Source organism: Mycobacterium kyogaense (genome assembly GCF_003254575.1).
Lineage (GTDB): Bacteria > Actinomycetota > Actinomycetes > Mycobacteriales > Mycobacteriaceae > Mycobacterium > Mycobacterium kyogaense.
Genome location: NZ_QJUA01000006.1, coordinates 125496 through 143531, shown reverse-complemented (window position 1 = coordinate 143531; position 18036 = coordinate 125496). Strand labels below are relative to the sequence as shown.

The 18036-nt window shown below is 68.1% G+C and carries 20 protein-coding genes; 9 read left to right on the top strand and 11 right to left on the bottom strand.

Features of this window, described 5'->3' with window-relative positions; genetic code table 11:
• Positions 1–6: 6 nt before the first annotated feature.
• Genes DMB80_RS06930 through DMB80_RS06910 form a run of 5 tightly spaced genes read right to left on the bottom strand, consistent with a single transcriptional unit; the run spans position 7 to position 4407 of the window.
• Positions 7–531, bottom strand: a complete 525-nt coding sequence (locus DMB80_RS06930; protein WP_111509171.1) for a bifunctional adenosylcobinamide kinase/adenosylcobinamide-phosphate guanylyltransferase — start codon at positions 529–531, stop codon at positions 7–9.
• The gene (locus DMB80_RS06925) at positions 528–1268 is read right to left on the bottom strand and encodes a cobalt-precorrin-6A reductase (protein WP_111509170.1); all 741 of its coding nucleotides are present in this window, start codon (positions 1266–1268) and stop codon (positions 528–530) included. Before DMB80_RS06925 ends, DMB80_RS06930 begins: the two co-directional genes overlap by 4 nt.
• Complete coding sequence (locus tag DMB80_RS06920; RefSeq protein ID WP_111509169.1) at positions 1265–2728, bottom strand: cobyric acid synthase; 1464 nt, start codon at positions 2726–2728, stop codon at positions 1265–1267. Before DMB80_RS06920 ends, DMB80_RS06925 begins: the two co-directional genes overlap by 4 nt.
• On the bottom strand, positions 2728–3516 hold the full coding sequence (gene cobF / locus DMB80_RS06915; protein ID WP_111509168.1) for a precorrin-6A synthase (deacetylating): 789 nt from the start codon (positions 3514–3516) through the stop codon (positions 2728–2730). The genes DMB80_RS06920 and cobF overlap by 1 nt, the downstream gene beginning before the upstream one ends.
• Before the next feature lie 24 nt (positions 3517–3540).
• Positions 3541–4407 carry a LysR family transcriptional regulator ArgP gene (locus tag DMB80_RS06910; protein WP_111509167.1) on the bottom strand — a complete coding sequence of 289 codons (867 nt, stop codon included), beginning with the start codon at positions 4405–4407 and terminating at the stop codon, positions 3541–3543.
• A gap of 82 nt (positions 4408–4489) precedes the next feature.
• On the opposite strand from DMB80_RS06910, the gene DMB80_RS06905 reads away from it, so the two are divergent.
• Entirely contained in the window at positions 4490–5263 is a 774-nt protein-coding gene (locus tag DMB80_RS06905; protein WP_111509166.1) for an alpha/beta fold hydrolase, read from the top strand.
• 17 nt (positions 5264–5280) lie between these two features.
• Here DMB80_RS06905 and DMB80_RS06900 read toward each other — a convergent pair whose 3' ends face one another.
• From DMB80_RS06900 to DMB80_RS06890, 3 genes are all read right to left on the bottom strand, one after another.
• Entirely contained in the window at positions 5281–6777 is a 1497-nt protein-coding gene (locus DMB80_RS06900) for a flavin-containing monooxygenase (RefSeq protein WP_240431039.1), read from the bottom strand.
• A 26-nt stretch (positions 6778–6803) separates the two neighbouring features.
• Positions 6804–7514 carry a cutinase family protein gene (locus DMB80_RS06895; RefSeq protein WP_048421659.1) on the bottom strand — a complete coding sequence of 237 codons (711 nt, stop codon included), beginning with the start codon at positions 7512–7514 and terminating at the stop codon, positions 6804–6806.
• Between the two features lie 114 nt (positions 7515–7628).
• Positions 7629–8429 (bottom strand): DUF5718 family protein, encoded by an 801-nt coding sequence (locus DMB80_RS06890; RefSeq protein ID WP_048421660.1) that lies wholly within the window; start codon positions 8427–8429, stop codon positions 7629–7631.
• 49 nt (positions 8430–8478) lie between these two features.
• On the opposite strand from DMB80_RS06890, the gene DMB80_RS28015 reads away from it, so the two are divergent.
• Entirely contained in the window at positions 8479–8625 is a 147-nt protein-coding gene (locus tag DMB80_RS28015) for a hypothetical protein (RefSeq protein WP_162938427.1), read from the top strand.
• A 4-nt stretch (positions 8626–8629) separates the two neighbouring features.
• On the opposite strand, the gene DMB80_RS06885 is transcribed toward DMB80_RS28015, so the two are convergent.
• Both DMB80_RS06885 and DMB80_RS06880 read right to left on the bottom strand, forming a co-directional pair.
• Positions 8630–8914 (bottom strand): DUF3618 domain-containing protein, encoded by a 285-nt coding sequence (locus tag DMB80_RS06885; RefSeq protein WP_111509165.1) that lies wholly within the window; start codon positions 8912–8914, stop codon positions 8630–8632.
• Complete coding sequence (locus DMB80_RS06880; RefSeq protein WP_111509164.1) at positions 8898–9314, bottom strand: phage holin family protein; 417 nt, start codon at positions 9312–9314, stop codon at positions 8898–8900. The genes DMB80_RS06885 and DMB80_RS06880 overlap by 17 nt, the downstream gene beginning before the upstream one ends.
• 70 nt (positions 9315–9384) lie before the next feature.
• Between DMB80_RS06880 and DMB80_RS06875 the strand changes: the two genes are divergently transcribed.
• The 5 genes from DMB80_RS06875 to DMB80_RS06855 are packed head-to-tail and all read left to right on the top strand — an operon-like array spanning position 9385 to position 14123.
• Complete coding sequence (locus DMB80_RS06875) at positions 9385–10470, top strand: spore photoproduct lyase family protein (RefSeq protein WP_111509163.1); 1086 nt, start codon at positions 9385–9387, stop codon at positions 10468–10470.
• Between the two features lie 40 nt (positions 10471–10510).
• Positions 10511–11752, top strand: a complete 1242-nt coding sequence (locus tag DMB80_RS06870) for a YihY/virulence factor BrkB family protein (protein WP_111509162.1) — start codon at positions 10511–10513, stop codon at positions 11750–11752.
• A 59-nt stretch (positions 11753–11811) separates the two neighbouring features.
• Positions 11812–12894 (top strand): YihY/virulence factor BrkB family protein, encoded by a 1083-nt coding sequence (locus DMB80_RS06865; protein ID WP_111509161.1) that lies wholly within the window; start codon positions 11812–11814, stop codon positions 12892–12894.
• A gap of 25 nt (positions 12895–12919) precedes the next feature.
• Positions 12920–13042: a hypothetical protein gene (locus DMB80_RS28790; RefSeq protein ID WP_276131524.1), complete on the top strand. Its 123-nt coding sequence runs from the start codon at positions 12920–12922 to the stop codon at positions 13040–13042.
• A 4-nt stretch (positions 13043–13046) separates the two neighbouring features.
• Positions 13047–14123: an NAD-dependent epimerase/dehydratase family protein gene (locus tag DMB80_RS06855; protein ID WP_111509159.1), complete on the top strand. Its 1077-nt coding sequence runs from the start codon at positions 13047–13049 to the stop codon at positions 14121–14123.
• Between the two features lie 75 nt (positions 14124–14198).
• On the opposite strand, the gene DMB80_RS06850 is transcribed toward DMB80_RS06855, so the two are convergent.
• Positions 14199–15032: a GNAT family N-acetyltransferase gene (locus tag DMB80_RS06850; protein ID WP_111509229.1), complete on the bottom strand. Its 834-nt coding sequence runs from the start codon at positions 15030–15032 to the stop codon at positions 14199–14201.
• Between the two features lie 128 nt (positions 15033–15160).
• Between DMB80_RS06850 and dctA the strand changes: the two genes are divergently transcribed.
• Both dctA and DMB80_RS06840 read left to right on the top strand, forming a co-directional pair.
• Positions 15161–16537 carry a C4-dicarboxylate transporter DctA gene (gene dctA, locus DMB80_RS06845; protein WP_205538561.1) on the top strand — a complete coding sequence of 459 codons (1377 nt, stop codon included), beginning with the start codon at positions 15161–15163 and terminating at the stop codon, positions 16535–16537.
• An 81-nt stretch (positions 16538–16618) separates the two neighbouring features.
• Positions 16619–17911, top strand: a complete 1293-nt coding sequence (locus tag DMB80_RS06840) for a cytochrome P450 (RefSeq protein WP_111509158.1) — start codon at positions 16619–16621, stop codon at positions 17909–17911.
• The last annotated feature ends 125 nt before the right edge of the window (positions 17912–18036 follow it).

Sequence of the window (18036 nt, the reverse complement as noted above, 5' to 3'; positions counted from 1 at the left end):
CACTCTCTAGAGCCGTAAGACCCGGCCCGCGATCACGAGGTGCACCTCGTCGCACACGGCCGCGACGCGCTGGTTCACCGTGCCCAGCAGATCCCGGAACAACACGCCGGAGCGGTGGGCAGGCACGACGCCCAGACCGACCTCGTTCGTCACCACCACAGCGTCAGAGGTGCGCTGCAGCGCCTCGCACAGCGCGTCGGTGCGGGCGCCGACAACAGCGTGCACATGCGCCGAATCTGCCTCCCACAGGGCGGCTTCGTCGACGACGGCGACCACCCAGGTGCTCACACAATCGAGCAGCACGGCACCCTCCGTGCTCCCGAGGGCGGTGACCACGTCAGCGGTCTCGACGGTCGACCAGCGCGCCGGCCGGCGCGCGCGATGGGCGGCCACCCGCGCATCCCAGTCGGGATCCTGGCCGTCGGCGGGCCGGCCCGGGGCGACGTAGGTGACCGCGTCGGCGTCGGCGAGCAACTCTTCGGCGTGCCGGGACTTGCCCGAGCGGACACCGCCGGTGACGAGGATCCTCACCGGCTCATCGTAGAGAGAGCCCGCACCCAGGCGACGGCGTCGTCGATGTCGGAGACGGTGGGCACGCCCGCGGTGCGGGCGGGGCGGGCGACCACGACGACCGGGACGCCGAGCTGCTCTGCGGCTTCCATTTTGGGCCAGGTGAACTCGCCACCGGAGTCCTTGGTGATGAGCACGTCGGCGGCATGGTCGCGCATCAGCGCCAGTTCGCCGGCCAGCGCATAGGGGCCGCGACTGGTCACCAACCGCCACGCCGGCGGCAGCGTCTCGTCAGGGGCCTGCACCACCCGTGCGAGCGTGGCGTGATCGCGCAGGGCGGGAATGAACCGGGCGATCTCCTGCCGCCCCACCGTGAGAAACGGTCGCCGGCCGAGGCGTGCGGCCACCGTCGCCGCATCGTCGTGCGATGCGGTCCAGTGCCACGAATCGCGGGAGCGGTCGGCCCAGCCCGGCCTCTCGAACCGCAGCAGCGGCACCCCGCGTTGCGCACACGCCGCTGCCGCATTGCTCGAGATCGTCTTGGCGAACGGGTGCGTCGCATCCACGACGACCTCGAAATGTGCCAGCGCAGAACACAACCCGTCGACACCCCCGAATCCGCCGATGCGCACCTCACCGACCGGCAGACGAGGATCGGCGACCCGACCCGCCAACGAGGTGGTGACATGGTCGGTGGCGGTGAGAATGCCGGCCAGTGCCCGAGCTTCCGCGGTGCCACCCAACAGCAGGATTCTCACGGCGCCCCCGGCGGGAGAAACGGCACATCCGCCGGTGCACCTCGCAGCGCCAGGGCGAGAAGCGCGTCGACGTCGAGATGCTGCTCGGCGAGGTCACCCAGGCGGTCCAGCCGGCTTTCCCGCGCCGCGGTGAACGAGACACCCGACGGCGCGACCCCCAACGTCTCGTGGAGGAATCGACTGCGCAGCGCGTCGCCCTCGAGGGCTCCGTGCCACATCGTGCCGAAGATGCGGCCGCGGCGCGCACCGGCGAGGAAATCGTCATCCGTGCTCCCCACCGCCACCCGCCCATGGTGGATCTCATAGCCCGATGCCGGTGTACCGAGCCAGGTTCCGCGAGGAAGGCGCAGCGTCTTCTCGGCGACGAAGTCGGTCTCGACGTCGAGCAGCCCGAGACCGGGTACTTCGGTGGGCTCGCCTTCGACGCCGGCAGGGTCACGCACCACGCCGCCGAGCATCTGGAAGCCGCCGCAGATGCCCAGCAGCGGCCGGCCGGTGGCGGCGTGGGCGATCACCGCGTCGGCCAGTCCGCGTGCGCGTAACCAGGCCATGTCGGCGATCGTGGACCGGGTACCCGGCAGCACGATCAGGTCGGCGTCGGCCAGCGCGCTGGGGTGCGAGGCGAACACCACGTCGAGCTCCGGCTCCAGCCGCAGCGCGTCGACGTCGGTGAAGTTGCTGATCCGCGGCAGGCGGATCACCGCCACGCGGCGTGCACCCGGCCGGGGGCGGCGGACGCCCCCCAGGTCCAGGGCGTCCTCCGAATCCAGCCACACATCGGGCTGCCAGGGCAGTGTTCCGTAAACCCTTCTGCCCGTGGCCTTTTCGAGAGAGTCCAGGCCGGGCTGCAGCAGAGTCGCATCACCGCGGAACTTGTTCACGACGAAGCCGGCGATCAGGGCTTGATCCTCTGACGAGAGGAAGGCCACCGTGCCGAGAAATGCGGCGAAGACTCCGCCGCGGTCGATGTCGCCGACCACCACGGTGGCCATTCCAGCGTGGCGCGCCAACCCCATGTTCACGTAATCGCCTGCGCGCAAATTGATCTCGGTAGGGCTCCCGGCACCCTCGGCGACGACGACGTCGTAGCGGGAGGCCAGCTCGTCGTATGCGGCGTGGGCGGCAGTGGCGAGTGCGCGCCGGCCCTGGAGCCAATCCGCCGACGACACCTCTCCCCACGGCCGGCCCATCAGCACGACGTGGCTGCGCCGGTCACTGCCCGGTTTGAGCAGCACCGGGTTCATCGCCGGCTCGGGTGTCACACCGGCCGCCAGCGCTTGAATCCATTGCGCCCGGCCGATTTCCACGCCGGGGTCGGCGACCATCGAATTGTTGGACATGTTCTGCGCCTTGTACGGGGCAACGCTGACCCCGCGGCGCGCGAGTGCCCTGCACAACCCGGTGGTGACCAGGGTCTTGCCCGCGTCACTGGTGGTACCGGCGATCAGCAGGCCTGCCATCAGGTGCGCCTCAGCAGAAAGAGATCCATCACCCAGCCGTCGGTATCCGCAGCGGCAGCGCGCGCGGCGGGCAGCAGCGGTTCGACGTCACCGAGCCGGCCCGACAGCAGCTGCTCCCCCGGTGCGCCGAGATTGGCGCCCCACCAGATGGTCCACTCGTGCAGCCCGGTGAAGTCGAGGCGGTGCGGCGGAGGGTTGAGCATCGCGACGATGTTGTCGAGCCCCGCCGCGACCGCTTCCTGCAGTCGCCGTCCGGTGGTGACGTGCACGGACCGGCCGACCTCATGCAGCACGATGCGGTGCCGCGCGGCCAGCAGTGCCGGTGCGCTCACGCCGGGCAGCACGTCGTAGTCGAGGTCGACGCCGAGAGCCCGCACGTGTTCGACGATGCGGATCGTCGAGTCGTACAGCGATGGATCGCCCCACACCAGGAACGCGGCCGTCCCGCCGCGGCGGCGCAGGACGTCGGCATAGCGGGCGGCGCGGGCCGCATGCCAGTCCGCGACGGCGGATTCGTACTGCGCAGCGGTCAGCCCGGCGGAGCGATCGCGCGGCGGATCGGTGATCGCGACGACCTCGGCGGGTCCGTCCGGTCCGGGGAAGGCACTGACAACGGCGCGGCGCAGCTCGAGCAGGGGGTCCTCGTCGGTTCTGAGGTCGGCCTCGGGGTCGGTCTTGTCGGCCGCCAGCACGTAGTCGACGGACCTCAGCGCGTCGGCGACCTCGCGTGTCACGTGGGCAGGCCCCATCCCGACGCCGAGGATTCTGACCCTGACCGGCGCATCCATGGCCACGATTGTCCCCGGCCGGTCTCACCGCGGCGGCAGCAGGCCCGTCGCCGCCGACTTCACCGCGTCGGTCACCAGCGCCACGGTGGCGCTGTCGAGTTTCCAGCACTGCCAGTACAGCGGGACGTCGAGGTGCTCGTCGCTGATGAGCGTGAACGACGCGTCGATCAACTGCTCGGGGTACATCCCCCAGCCCAGCCCGGCATGGACGGCCGCACCGAACCCCGCTGCAGTCGCCACGTAGTGCACGGGTCGGCGCACGTCTGCGCCGAACACCTGACGCACCAGCTGATCCTGCAGGGCGTCGTCGCGGTTCCAGGCCAACGACGGCGCCGCGGCGGCGGCCTCGGCGGTGAACCCGTCCGACAGGTGCCGCTCGACGAACGCCCGGGTGGCCACCGGCCGATAGCGCATGATGCCGAGAGGCTGCACACGACACCCGGGCACCGCGGCGCTCTCGGTGGTCACCGCACCCATCACCACCCCTTCGCGGAGCAGCCGCGCCGACAGGTCCTGGTCCTCGATGCGGATGTCGAGCAGCGCATCGGTCAGGTGGGCGAAGACGCCGGTGAACCACGTCGCCATCGAATCGGCATTGACGGCCAACGCGATCCGCGGGCGGGCGGCCGGCCCGCCGCGTATCTCCGCCAGCGCCTCGGTCTGCAACAGTGCTGTCTGCGCCGCCAACCGGAGCAGCGGTGCGGCCACAGGGGTTGCAGCGCAGGGCTTCTCGCGGATCACGAGGACCTGCCCGGTGCGCTGTTCGAGGGCTTTGATGCGCTGACTGATCGCCGACGGCGTGACGTGCAGGTGGGCCGCGGCCGCGTCGAAGCTGCCGTATTCGACCACCGCCGCCAGGGCCGCCAACTGACCGGTGTCCACGTGGTCCACCTGAGCAATGCTAATGAGACAGGCGTCCTATCCCGTGGAGCTTTCCTCCGTTCAACCCGTCCGGTCGGGGTACCCGCCCCAGATGTACTCGATCCGTACCGGCTCAGGTAAACCCCTTCTGCTCGTCCACGGCATCTCGAACCTGCACAACTGGGACCTCGTCGTCCCCGCTCTGGCCCGCGAACGCTCGGTGATCGCCATCGACCTTCCCGGCTTCGGGGAAAGCCCACCGCTGACCGGCGAGGTCTCCGTCTCTTCGCTCACCGATGCCGTCGAGAACTTCATCAGCGAGCAGGAACTCGGCGACGTCGACGTAGTCGGTAGCTCGATGGGTGCGCGAATGGTGCTCGAACTGGCCCGCCGCGGTCACGGCGGTAACGCGGTGGCGCTCGCCCCGGGAGGGTTCTGGTCCGACCGACAGGTCAAGATCTTCGGCTGCACCGTCGGTCCGTCGATCGCTCTGGTCAAGCGCATTCAACCGCTTCTGCCCGCCCTGACGAACAGCGCAGTCGGGCGTACCGCACTGTTGCTGCAGTTCTCTGCCAAACCGTGGCAGCTGCCCGCGGAACTGGTGCTCGGCGAACTACGCAACTTCGCTGGCTCTCCGAGTCTGGACGACGCAGTGCGAGCACTGGTGCACGGACCCAAACAGCAAGGCGCACCGGCCGGTTCATTGAGGGGCCGAGTCACGATCGGCTGGGGGCGTAACGACCGCGTGACCCCACCGAGCGAGGCCCAACCGGCGAAGCGCGCCTTCCCCGACGCTTCTCTGCACTGGTTCTCGCACTGCGGCCACTTCCCTCATTGGGACCAGCCCGAAGAGACGGTGAAACTCATTCTGGACGCCACCAGCTGATGGGATAGGAGTTGTGTTCAGTGACTCTGCAGCAGGTTCCAGTCGGCCTGTTCGCGGTCGGTGAACTCCGGCGACTCAATTGCTCCGAAGGCAGCTGCGGCACGGGCGAATTCCTCGGCGGCATCGGGCAGGGCGTCAGGTCCGTCCAGGCGGAAACAGCTCGGCGCGAGCGGACCGAACAGCAGTGCACGCCGCAGCTCGGGCCATCGGTCGAGCAGCGGTTCACAGCCCGCGGCGCGCGCGAAACCGATGGCGGCGAGGTTCATTCGGGTCTTCTGCGGCAGTCCGCGGCGGGCCCGGTACGCCTCGACGGCGGCGCGCTGGGCCCCGAGGTCGGCTGCGGGCACCCGGCCCGACCAGGTGTAGGCGAGCCAACGGGCCTGCAGTTCCAGGGGCACGAAGTAGCCGCCCGACTGATCCCACATCCCGACGAACGCCAACCCCGGCAGGTCGGGGTGGAAGGTGTACCGGTCCGCCTCCAGGTGGACGTCGTCCAGGCCGAGCGTCTCTCGGATCTCGTCGGCGAGGAACGGCAAATCCAGGCGGAAGCCCGTGCCGAACAGGATTCCGTCGAACTGCTGAGTGCCTTCGTCGGCGAACGTCACGTCGCGGCCGGACACCGACAGCGGCCACGGCCGCACATCGATGCGTCCCTCCGCGACCAGAGGGAGATAGTCCTGGCTGAGGGTGACCCCCGCGGCGAACAGCGATGGATCGGGCGTCGGAGCCCCGTACTGCTCGGGACTGCCACCGGCGTCGGTGACGATCGCCCTGAGTTGACGATCGACCTCGGCCGCCGGAAGACGTTCGGCGGCCAGGGCGCCGTACCGGGTGAAGATGCGGTGGTCGGACGGCACCCCGGCGGCGAACTTCGGCAGCACGTAGCGCTGCCGGCGCTGTGTCACCGTCACCGCGGCCGCGCCACCGTGCACGAGTTCGACCGCCACCTCCAGAGCGCTGACAGCGCAGCCGCCGACGAGAACGCGCTTACCTCGGTACGGTTCGACGCCGCGGTAGTCGAAGGTGGACCGCACTCCCTCGGGTCCGCTGAACGTCGACAGACCGGGCACCGGCGGCAGCGCAGGAGTCTGGAAGCGCCCACTGGCGATCACGACGCGGTCGAAGGTCTCGGCTCCGTCCGCTGTCTCGACAGACCACCGACCACCGCCATGTTTCACGTGAATCACTCTGGTGTGCAACCTGATTCGATCTTTCAGGCGGAACATCTCGGCATAGCGATGCAGATAGCGCAGGATCTCCTGCGCGGACAGGAACGTCTGGCGTCCGTCGTGGGGCAGGTCGCTGAACGCGGTCAGGATGCGGCTGGTGTTCGTGTAGAGCGTGGGCCACACACCGCTGGCGCCGATCTCTCCGGTCCACTGCCCACCCAGATCAGGCCCCTGCTCGAACAGGTGTGTGTCGAAGCCCTCGGCGAGAAGCCAACGCGCCGCGACCAGTCCGCCGGGTCCAGCCCCGATGACCGCCACCTTGGTGTGCACAGTGCACTGTGACACGGTGCATGCCCCGGCGGGCCGAAATGTCAGCCGACGGTGCCCGAGGCGTTGACGAGCGTGCCGGCCGGCGCGTGACTCGCCACCCGTCCGGCGACGAAATCAGCCGCCTGCGAGACCAAACCGGACTGCACGTAGGCGCTGTGCGCGGGCCGGTCGTCACCGTTCGAGCACACGGGATCGGCGCCGTTGCACAGGTCGATGGTCTTGGCGCCGTAGAGCGGGCTGGACGTGGTCAGGGTGCGACCGATCCGTCCGGCGGGATTGCCGAGCACCGCGACGGCTGCCACATGGTCGGCGACGTCAGCCGGCATCGGCCGGCCGAAACCGAAGGTGGCGGCGGGATCGCCGGTGATCAGATCCACCACCGCCGCGCCCTGCGAATACCCGCCCACCACGATGCGGGTATCGGGGCAGCGGGCGGCGGTGGCCTGGATCTGGGCGCTGGCGTCGTCGGCGCCGGCCGGCGCGGACTGCAGGAAGTCGTAGGACGCCGGGTAGTTCACGGCCGCCACACCGACGCTGCGCCCGCCGAGTTCACCACGGAGGTCGTCGACGAACGCCTGCCCGACCCGGCCCAGGCCGGCCGGCTCCGCGGTCCCGCGAGCGAACACCACAGACACGTCCGGACAGGATTCGGCGTGTGCGCTCGCGGTGCCGGGACCGAGAAGTCCGGCGGCGGCGACCGCGCCGATCCCGCCCAGGAGGAGTGCCCGTCGAACGGTGCGCTGATCGGTCATCTCGGTCTCCTCCGTCGTGATCGCCCCGCTGGCGACACTTGGATGAATGCCGCTGACCGCGCGAAAAATTCCGGACGTGACCCGAGGTGTGATGGGGACCGCTCGAGGAGTCCCTCAGCGCACGGTCTGGCGCAGCTCAGCCGCCGCGTCGTCGGCGGTGTCGTAGACGCGCACGATCGCGTCGTCGCCGGATTTGAGGAACGTGCTCTCGCCGAGCTCGGTGTAGCGGGTGGCTCCGATCCCGATCAACACGTTCTCGGGGTGACCGCTGGCGACCATCAGAGCGCCGACGTCCTCGAGCGGGGTGTCCTCCGAACCCTTTTGGTTCGCGAGGCGTTCGACGATCCAGTCGAGCAGCACCTCGCCGTAGTAGGAGTAGCCGATCACCGGGCTGTCGACGCCGTAGGCGTGCTCCTCCCCGTCGGAGTGGAGCAGACACACCAGCCGCAGCGTGGCGGTCGGCCCGTCCGGGGTGAGGTCGCTGATCTCGAAGAACGAGCGAGACACCCCCTTCGACGCAGGTCCCCAGTTCTTCTTGTGGCTGATCTTCTTCGCGCCCGGCCGGCGGATCGAACAATCGTTGAACGCGCCGAGCGCGAACGGTTCCAGTGTCACCACGGTGTCGCCGCGCCACACCACCCGGCACGCCAGCCCGACCTCGGGCTCGATCTGCAGGTTCAGCGGACCGTCTGTTTCGGGGGGCAGGCGGGTCTCGTCATTGGACAGCGGAAACTCGCCGAGAAACGTCTCGGAGCCCGGCGCGTACCACGGGAAGATGCCCTTGGGCGCCTCACCGTCGCTGGCCACGTTGACGAAATCCACCGCTTCGCCGGCCTGCTCGAGATGACCGGCGAAATTGCCCGCCACGCCGAAGCCGAACCAGTCCCGCATGTCGCTCAGCGCGATGTCGATCACGGTCGGTAAGCGTACGCGGGCCGATAGCCTGGAACGGTCAGGAGGGGACGTGATGGCAAGAGATCAGAACGAGCATGCCGAAGTCGGCGCAGAGGACAGCCCAGCAGGCAAGGACCGGCCGGGGCCGGCCGACCACGGCAAGGAAGGCGGCATGGCCACCCGCGAGATCGCCCCGCAGCTGACCGAGGAGGACTGACTCGTCAGTGTCGGCGACGCAACCAGATCAGCACACCGACCGTCGCTACGAGCGCGACCAGAATGCCGGGCTTGGCCTTCACGGTCTCGATGGCCTCGTGACTGCGTTGCGACACAGCGTATTTCGTCTCGGTCACCTTCTGCTGGGTCCGCCCCTTGACGTCCAACTTCTCGGTCAGCGCACCGACGGTCTCCCCGAGTTCGGCGCGGGTGCGCTCGATGTCGGCCTGGAGTTCGTCGATGCCGGCGTCGGGGCCCGGTTCGGGTCCCCGATCAGGCTGTGCTGCCATGGCGATTGCCTCTCGTGTGGGCCTTCAACTCGGTGATGTCCGCCTTCACGCTGTCCACCGCGACGGCCGCGGGCGGCGGCACCTGGTCGACCTGTTTCTTGCCGACCAGCGCGATGACGCCCGCGACGGCGAACACCACCGCCGCCACGATCAGCGCCGCCGCCCACACCGGCAGCACCAGAGCCAGTGCGGCGACCGCCGCAGCGATCACCGTGGCCACACCGAGGATCGCGAGGACCCCCGCCGCGCCGGCCAGACCGGCGCCCATTCCGGCGTGCTTGGCCGACTCCTGCATTTCCTTCTGCGCCAACCGCAACTCGTCACGGATCAGCCGTGACGTCTGAGCAGACAGTTGACCCAACAACTCCCCGGTGGAGGGTTCGGTCTTCGGTTCCGTCATTTTCGCCGAGTGCCCACTGCGAGCCCGCACAAACCAGGAACCCGCGCGTCCCGACGGTCGTTGTCTCTCGGTGAACCGCCGGACCCCCGAAGCCCTTGCCGGCCGGCTGCTCGACGTCAAACGCATCTACCACGAACCTGACATCGAACGCTTTCCCCGCGCGCGTCAGGTGCTCGACCGTTACCCCGCGGCCGAACGCATCGAGGTGCTGTCGCATCAGGCGATCCCCGGCATGTACGGCAACGAGGGGAACGTCGAGGACTGGGTGCGCAACAAACGCGAGGTGCTCGTGCTCGGCGAGAAGAAGAGCCTCAGCGCGCGTCGCAACGAGCGCTCCAGCGACTGGATCGCGCCGTCGACGTCCAACGGCTGTGCGATGGCGTGCTCGTACTGCTACGTGCCGCGGCGCAAGGGGTACGCCAATCCGATCACGGTGTTCGCCAACATCGAGAAGATCACCGGCTACCTCGAGCGGCATGCGGCTCGTCAAGGCGTCAAAGCCGTTCCCAATCAATGCGATCCGGTCGACTGGGTGTACGACATCGGGGAGAACAGCGACTGTTCGGTCGACGCGATGGTCTCGGACAACGTGCACGACCTCGTCGACCTGTTCGCGCGCCTACCTCACGCGAAGGCCAGCTTCGCCACGAAGCTGGTCAACCGCGATCTGCTGACCTACGACGCGCGGGGCGGAACCCGGATCCGCTTCAGCCTGATGCCGGCCGACACGTCGCGCATCGTCGACGTCCGTACGTCGAAGATCGCTGACCGCATCGCTGCACTCGACGATTTCGTCGACGCCGGCTACGAGGTTCACCTGAACTTCAGCCCGGTGATCGTGCACGAGAACTGGTTGGCGGACTGGACCGAACTGCTGACCCAGGTGGCGGACGGCACCAGCGCACGGACCCGCGCCCAGCTGGCGGCCGAGATCATCTTCCTGACCCACAACGAGGGCCTGCACGAGGTCAACCTCGGCTGGCACCCCCGCGGCGAGGACCTGCTGTGGCGCCCGGATCTGCAACAGGTCAAACGCAGCGAGAGCGGGCAGTGGAACGTGCGCTACAAGACAGGGTGGAAAGGCCGGTGGGTGGACCAGTTGACCGACCTGATCGCCACCACGCTGCCGGAGTGCCGCATCCGCTACGCGTTCTAATCGCACGTTTGCCGCCGCGGAGGCGGGGCAAATCTGGCCAATGCAGCAGCAGCTCCAGGCTCGACCCCGTCCCCGCCGCAGCCCCGTCGCACTGGCCGGGGCGTTCCTGGCCGGGCTGGCGACCGGGGCATTGACCAAGGGAGCGCGGTCCGGGCGCACGCCCAGTCCCCCGCCCCGCCCGACGCCTGATCACACGCGGGCGGTCGACGCTCCGGCGTCGGACGGGCCCGGGACGAACGGGCCCGGAACGGACGACGAGAACCGCCCTGCTCCAGACGACCCGAGCAAGCCCGAGTCACCGACCGAGCTGACGCGGCCGTCGCTGCGGTACGTGCTCCGGCAGACCGTCGGCGAGTTCACCCGCGACCAATGCATGGATCTCGCTGCGGCGTTGACCTACTACGCGGTGCTGTCGCTGTTTCCCGCCCTGCTGGTGGTGATGTCACTGCTCGGCGTATTCGGTCAGGGTGAGCGCACCGCCGACACGATCCTCGGGATCGTCGACGACGTCAGTCCCGGTGCTGCCGTCGACGTGCTGCGGCAACCACTCGAACAACTCGTCAACGCACCGTCGGCCGGCTTCACCCTGATCGCCGGCATTCTCGGCGCGCTGTGGTCGGCGTCCGGATACGTCGGCGCGTTCGGCAGGGCGATGAACCGCATCTACGAGGTCGAAGAGGGCCGGCCGGCGTGGAAGCTGCGCCTACAGCAGCTGGGGCTGACCTTCGCGGGGCTCATCGTCGTGGCCGTAGCCGCCTTCCTCCTCGCGGTCAGCGGACCGGTTGCCGAGACCATCGGCGCCCGGCTGGGCATCGGCGAGACCGGCCTGACGGTCTGGAACATCGCGCGGTGGCCGGTGCTCCTGTTCCTCGTCGTCGTCGGGGTCGCGACGCTGTACTACACCGGCCCCAACGTCAAACAGCCCAAATTCCGGTGGATCAGCGTGGGCGCGGCGATCGCGATCCTCACGTGGATCGTCGCGTCCCTGCTCTTCGGCCTCTACGTCGCCAACTTCGGCAGCTACAACAAGACGTTCGGCACGCTGGCCGGCGTCATCGTCTTCCTGCTGTGGCTGTGGCTGACCAACCTCGCCCTGCTGTTCGGTGCGGAGGTCGATGCCGAGCTCGAGCGAGGTCGCCAACTGCAGGCGGGAATCGCCGCCGAGGACGACCTGCAGCTGCCCCTGCGCGACACCACGGTGATCGACAAGAACATCGCCAGCGAGGACCAGCAGCGGCGCCGCGGCCGCACCCTGCGCCGCTCGCGTGGGCAACGTGAGTGAATCAGCAGGTGAGCGGGTATCCCCGCAGCGGCGCAGGGCCGTAGGCGTGGGAGGTCACGATGGTCAAGTGGCTGGATCGTCTGCAGCAGCGCAGCCGAGCGGCCGGGTTCACGATCGCTGTCGTCTACAAATATGTCGACGATCAGGCCGGGTATCTGGCCGCGTTGATCACCTATTACGCGTTCGTCTCGCTGTTTCCCCTGCTTCTTCTGCTGACCACGGTGCTGGGCGTCGTGCTGTCCGGCCGGCCGGAGTGGCGCGAGCAGATCGTCAACGCCGCCATCGACCAGTTCCCGGTCATCAGTGATCAGCTGAGCCAACCTGAGGCGCTCAGCGGCGGAACCACCGCGGTGATCATCGGTATCGCCGGCGCCCTGTACGGCGGGCTCGGCGTCGGCAACGCCCTGCAGAACGCGATGAACATCGTGTGGGCCGTGCCCCGGTACACGCGTCCGGACCCGATTCGTGCGCGCCTGTACAGCCTGCTGCTGTTGTTCGTACTGGGCTCGGCGGTCATCGCCACGACCGTGTTGACCGCAGTCGGCCGGGCCTGGGCCGGTCTGGGTTTCCTGGGCACCACCGGGGTGGTACTCGCGTCGCTGGCCTTGAACACCGCGGTCATCGTCGCCGCGTTCCGGGTCACCACCGTGCGGCCGCTGAGCTACCGCGACGTGCTGCCCGGAGCGATCACCGCCGCCGTGCTCTGGCAGCTGCTGCAGTGGTTCGGCGCCGCCTACGTCGCGCACGTGCTGAGCTCGGCCAGCGCGACCAACAGCGTGTTCGCCATCGTGCTCGGGCTCCTCGCCTTCCTGTACCTGGTGTCGACGACGCTGCTGATCTGCGCCGAGATCAACGCGGTGCGCGTCGACCGACTGCACCCGCGCGCACTGCTGACCCCGTTCACCGACAACGTCGAACTCACCGAAGCCGACCGCAAGATGTATGCCGGTCAGGCAGAAGCCCAGCAAGCCAAGGGCTTCCAGCGTGTGGATGTGAGGTTCGACCCGCCCGAGCCTGACGACGGCGTTTGCGAGAGCGACGACTCGGGTATGGCCGACGCACACTCACGAACCGGAGGAAGTCATGAGCGTCACCAGCAAGACCCGGTCCGCGGCCCGTACGGGCCTGAAAATCCAGCGTAGGGTCGCGCTCGCACAGTTCCTGTTCGTGCCCACGCTGCTCACCGCGACGCTGCTGACCGGAGCACTGATCATCGCGCGTAAACGCGACCGTCCGGCATCGAACGTCGAGACGCTGCCGGTCCCGGACAGTCCCGCCGCGACGGCGTGACACCGTGCGCGTCGTCATCACCGGCGCGTCCGGCAATGTCGGCACCGCGCTGCTGCGCCGGTTCGCCGACGAAGCACCCGAGTGGGACATCGTCGGCGTCGTGCGCCGTCCACCCGAACCCGAGGGCGTCTATCGCCACGTCGAGTGGCAGGAACTGGATCTCACCGAACCCGATGTCACGCAACGCCTGACACAGATCGTCAAGGGTGCCGACGCGGTCGTACACCTCGCGTGGGGATTCCAGCCGACCCGTAACACCGAGTATCTGACCCGGCTCGGCGTCGGCGGCACCTCGGCGATTCTGCAAGCAGCGCATCAGGTGTCGGTGCCTCACCTGATCCACATGTCGTCGGTGGGTACCTATGCCGCAGGGCGCTACACCGAGCGCGTCGACGAGTCGTGGGTCACCTCGGGCATTCCCTCCTCGCCGTACAGTCGCGACAAGTCGGCCGCCGAGGAGCTGCTCAACGATTACGAGCGTGAACACGGTGACAACGGGATCCCGATCGCGCGCATGCGTCCCGGATTCATCGTCCAACGCGCGGCCGCCAGCGGCTTGATGCGTTACGCGCTGCCGGGGTGGCTGCCGATGCTCGCCGTTCCCATGCTGCCGGTGCTGCCCCTGGATCGACGACTGTGCATCCCGCTGATCCACGCCGACGACGTCGCCGCGGCGATCCTGCGCGCCCTCGAACGGCGAGCCACCGGGGCATTCAACCTGGCCGCGGACCCTCCGATCACCCGTGCAGAGGTGGCACAGGTACTGGGTTCCTTCCAGATTCATGTGCCCTCGCGGGTGCTCAGCACATTGGTGGATCTGAGCTGGCGGGCCGGGCTTCAGCCGATCGACCGCGGCTGGCTGGACCTGGCGTTCAGCGTCCCGCTGCTGGACTGTTCCCGCGCCCGCAGTGAACTGGGCTGGGAGCCGCAGTGGTCATCGGTGGCAGCACTGGCCGACGTCGTCACCGGCGTTGCGCTGCAATCACATTCGGACAGCCCGCCGTTACGCGCCCGGTCGATGATCGAGCAGCTGCGCCGCGACTTCACCGAGGGAATGCTGACGACGCGGCAGCTGCCGTAGTCATCGTGGCTCGCCGAGTGCACGGTTTCTGATGAAAAACGTCGGTTTTCCATCAGAAACCGTACGTTCGACGCGTCATCGTGGGACGAAGTCGATCCGGACACTCTCGCTGACCGGCTCGAAACCGATGCGGCGGTAGATCGCATTGGACACCGGGTTCGCCAGGTCGGCGAACAGCACCACGTCAGGCACGCCGTCCTCACGTGCCATGTGTGCCGCCGCGGCCGTCACCGCTGACCCGAATCCGTGCCCGCGGGCCACCGCCGGAGTGTGGACGGGACCGATCCGCGAAACCCCCGATGCAGGGGCGCGCAGCATCGCCAGGCTCACCGGCTCGTCGTCGACGGTCCACAGCACGAACCGATTACCCACGGCGACAGCGTCTCTGACGAAACGCAACCCCGCTTCCTCGTCACGGGCGTCGTGAAACGCCTCCACGAAGAAATCCTCCACCCGCTCGGCGAGCACCGGGTGATCGGACTCGGTCGCAAGGCGCTGTTCTCCGGGCACGTCGACCGGGGGCTGCAGGGTGCCCAACCGGTACAGCATCTCCTCGACGTTGACCCGACCATCCCTCGACACGCTCGACTGCCATGCAGTGGCGAACCGCTGAGCACGATCGCGCAGACCGCGCACCCCGCACAAGTCGGGGCAGACCTCGGCGACGAATGTGACTGCAACATCGACTGTTTCGACGGGGAGTCCGTTGACCAGCAGCGGGTAGGGCGGAGTTTGCATCGCGGCACCCACCACGCCGCCGCCGTCGTGCACCGTCATCAGGAACGCCTCGGCGCCGACACCGGCGGCCAGCGCCGTCAGTTCGACGGTGTGGAGGATCGGATCACGTGCGTACAGCGGACCCGCGAAGGCGAGGAAGCTCTCGACATCGTCGTGTTCACGGACCTCCATCATGCGACGATAGAGTGCCCAAAGAACCGGCGGAAAGCGATTTTTCGCCGCACCGCTGAGCACCGACCGTTTCGTGCGTGAAACATCGGCCACACACGGCGGTTACCGCAACTCCCTAGCGTCTCGGCATGAGCACCACGATCGAACCGCCACACAGCGAGATGGTCCGACTGGCCACCAAGCCGCCCTGGTACACGTCGCTGTTCATCCAACTGCTGGTCGCGATCGTCGCGGGCGTGATCGTCGGCTGGCTGTGGCCCGACATCGGCGGCTCACTCAAACCGCTGGCCGACGGTTTCATCAAGCTCATCAAGATGCTCATCGCCCCGATCATCTTCTGCACGGTGGTGCTCGGTATCGCGCATGTAGGCGACCTGAAATCGGTGGGCCGTATCGGGGTGAAAGCGCTCATCTACTTCGAGGCGGTGACCACCTTCGCACTGATCTTCGGTCTGGTGGTCGGCAACATCGTCAAGCCCGGCAGTGGATTCAGCATCGATCCGCAGACACTGGCCAGCGGCGCCGAGGCTGTCGCGAAGAAGACCAGCAACGGCGAGCTGCCCCACACGGTGGAGTTCCTGCTCAACATCATTCCCACCTCAGTGGTCTCCGCATTCGCGGAGAACGCTCTGCTGCAGGTGTTGTTCTTCGCGGTGCTCTTCGGGTTGGCCCTGGCCAAGTTCGGCGAATCCGGGCCACCGCTGATCTTCGACGTCGTCGATCACCTCAGCCACATCTTCTTCACGGTGATCGGGTGGGTGATGCGGCTGGCCCCGCTGGGCGCGTTCGGCGCGATGGCCTACATCATCGGGCAGTACGGCATCGGGTCGCTGGCCAGTTACGGGAAGTTGATCGCCGCCTGTTATCTGGCGGCGGTGCTGTTCATCCTCATCCTGGCGGTGATCGTGAAGGTCTTCGCCGGGGTGAACCTGTGGAAGTTCCTGGTGTACATCAAGGATGAGATGTTCCTGGCGCTCGGCACCGCGTCCACCGAGGTGGTGTTGCCGCGCATCATGGCCAAGCTGGCCAACGCCGGATGCTCCCGCACGACCACGGGTTTGGTTGTGCCGACCGGGTATTCGTTCAACCTGGACGGCGCCACCCTCTATCTGTCGATCTGCGTGCTCTTCTTGGCCCAGGCGCTCGGGGTGGATCTGAGCCTGGGCGAGCAGATCACCGCGGTGCTGGTGCTGATGCTCACCTCGAAGGGGATGGCCGGCGTGCCCGGCTCCTCCTTCCTGGCCTTGTCTGCGACGGTCGCCGCCATCGGGCACGGAGCGATCCCCGTCGCCGCGGTCGCGCTGCTCCTCGGCGCCGACCGGATCATGGATTCGATGCGGGTCTCGGTGAACCTGCTCGGCAACTGCGTGGCGACCTTCGTCGTCGCGAATTGGGAGGGTCAGCTCGACAAGGACCGGATGCAGAAGGTGCTCGCCGGCGAGGAGGTCGAACCGCTGGCTGACGCACCCGAGCAGGATGCGGTGACCGTCGGCCCGCGCGACTGACAGGTCTGAGAGCTCGCTTGTGCAGCGGCGTCTTGGACTGTGATCCAAGTAGTCGTCGCGCACAGTCTCTACTCTGGCGGTATGACGGTCCGGCAGCGCCTGCACTGGATGACCCTGCACGGCGTGATCCGCGCCCTGACCACGGTCGGGGCGCGCCGCGGCGATCTGCAGGGCCGGCTGATCGCCGATCCCGCAGCTCGCGCGAACCCCGGCGAGTTCGCCGACGAGATCCGCGCCCAGGGCAGGCTCGCGCGCGCCCGCGCGGCCTGGCTCACGGCTGATCACGCCGTCGTCCACCAGGTTCTACGCTCCGACGACTTCGCCGTGACGTCGAGCGGCAACTCGCTGCCGGCGTTCCTCGGACTGATCGAGGAGCGCTTGCGTCCCCGCGGCCGAATCCACCCACTCCTGCCGCCCTCGCTGTTGTCGGTGGAACCGCCCGACCACACCCGCTACCGCCGAACCGTCTCCTCGGTCTTCACCGCCAGGGCGGTGACGGCGCTCGAAGAACGCATCGAGTCCGCGGCGGTGGCGCTGGTCGACGAGCTCGACAGCGAGGCAGGCGTCGTGGACATCGTCGACCGGTACTGCTCACGGCTGCCGGTGACGGTGATCGGCGACATCCTCGGTGTGCCTGAACGGGATCGCTCCAAGATCCTGCAGTTCGGCGAACTCGCCGCGCCGAGCCTCGACGTCGGGTTGTCCTGGCCGCAATACCTTCGCGTCGAGGAGGGCCTCACCAGCTTCACACAGTGGTTGACAGACCATATCCGGGAGTTGAGAGCGTCGCCCGGAGACGATCTGATGAGTCAGCTGATCGACGCCACCGACGAGGGCACCCGGCTCGACGACTCCGAGCTGCTCGCCACAGCAGGTCTGGTGTTGGCTGCGGGTTTCGAGACCACGGTGAACCTGCTCGGCAGCGGCATCGAATTGCTGCTCCGCCACCCAGATCAACTGGACCTGCTGCGGGAACGGCCCGACCTGTGGCCGAACGCCGTCGAAGAGATCCTGCGGCTCGAATCGCCCGTGCAACTCACCGCACGCATCGCGGTGAAAGACAACAACGTTGCGGGACACACGATCCGGGCCGGCGAGGCGGTCGTGCTGTACCTGGCCGGCGCCAACCGTGACCCCGGGGTCTTCCCGAACCCCCACCTCTTCGACGTGACCCGCGACAATGCCGGGCGACACCTGTCGTTCTCCGGGGGCCGGCATTTCTGTCTGGGTGCAGCTCTGGCGCGGACGGAGGGTGCGGTGGGCCTACGCACGTTCTTCGATCGATATCCGAACCCGGTCCTGGCCGGCGAAGGCCGGCGGCGGGACACCCGCGTCCTGCGCGGATGGGCGACACTGCCGATCAAAATTGCCTAGAGAGGGTCCGACAGCGCGAATCACACCCTGGTTCGCCGAACTGGAACCGCGGACCCCGGGGGCCTTTCCGGACAGCTCCGTCCTGCCCGAGCGTGCTCAGCTGCTCGCGGAAGCGCTGGGCCCGG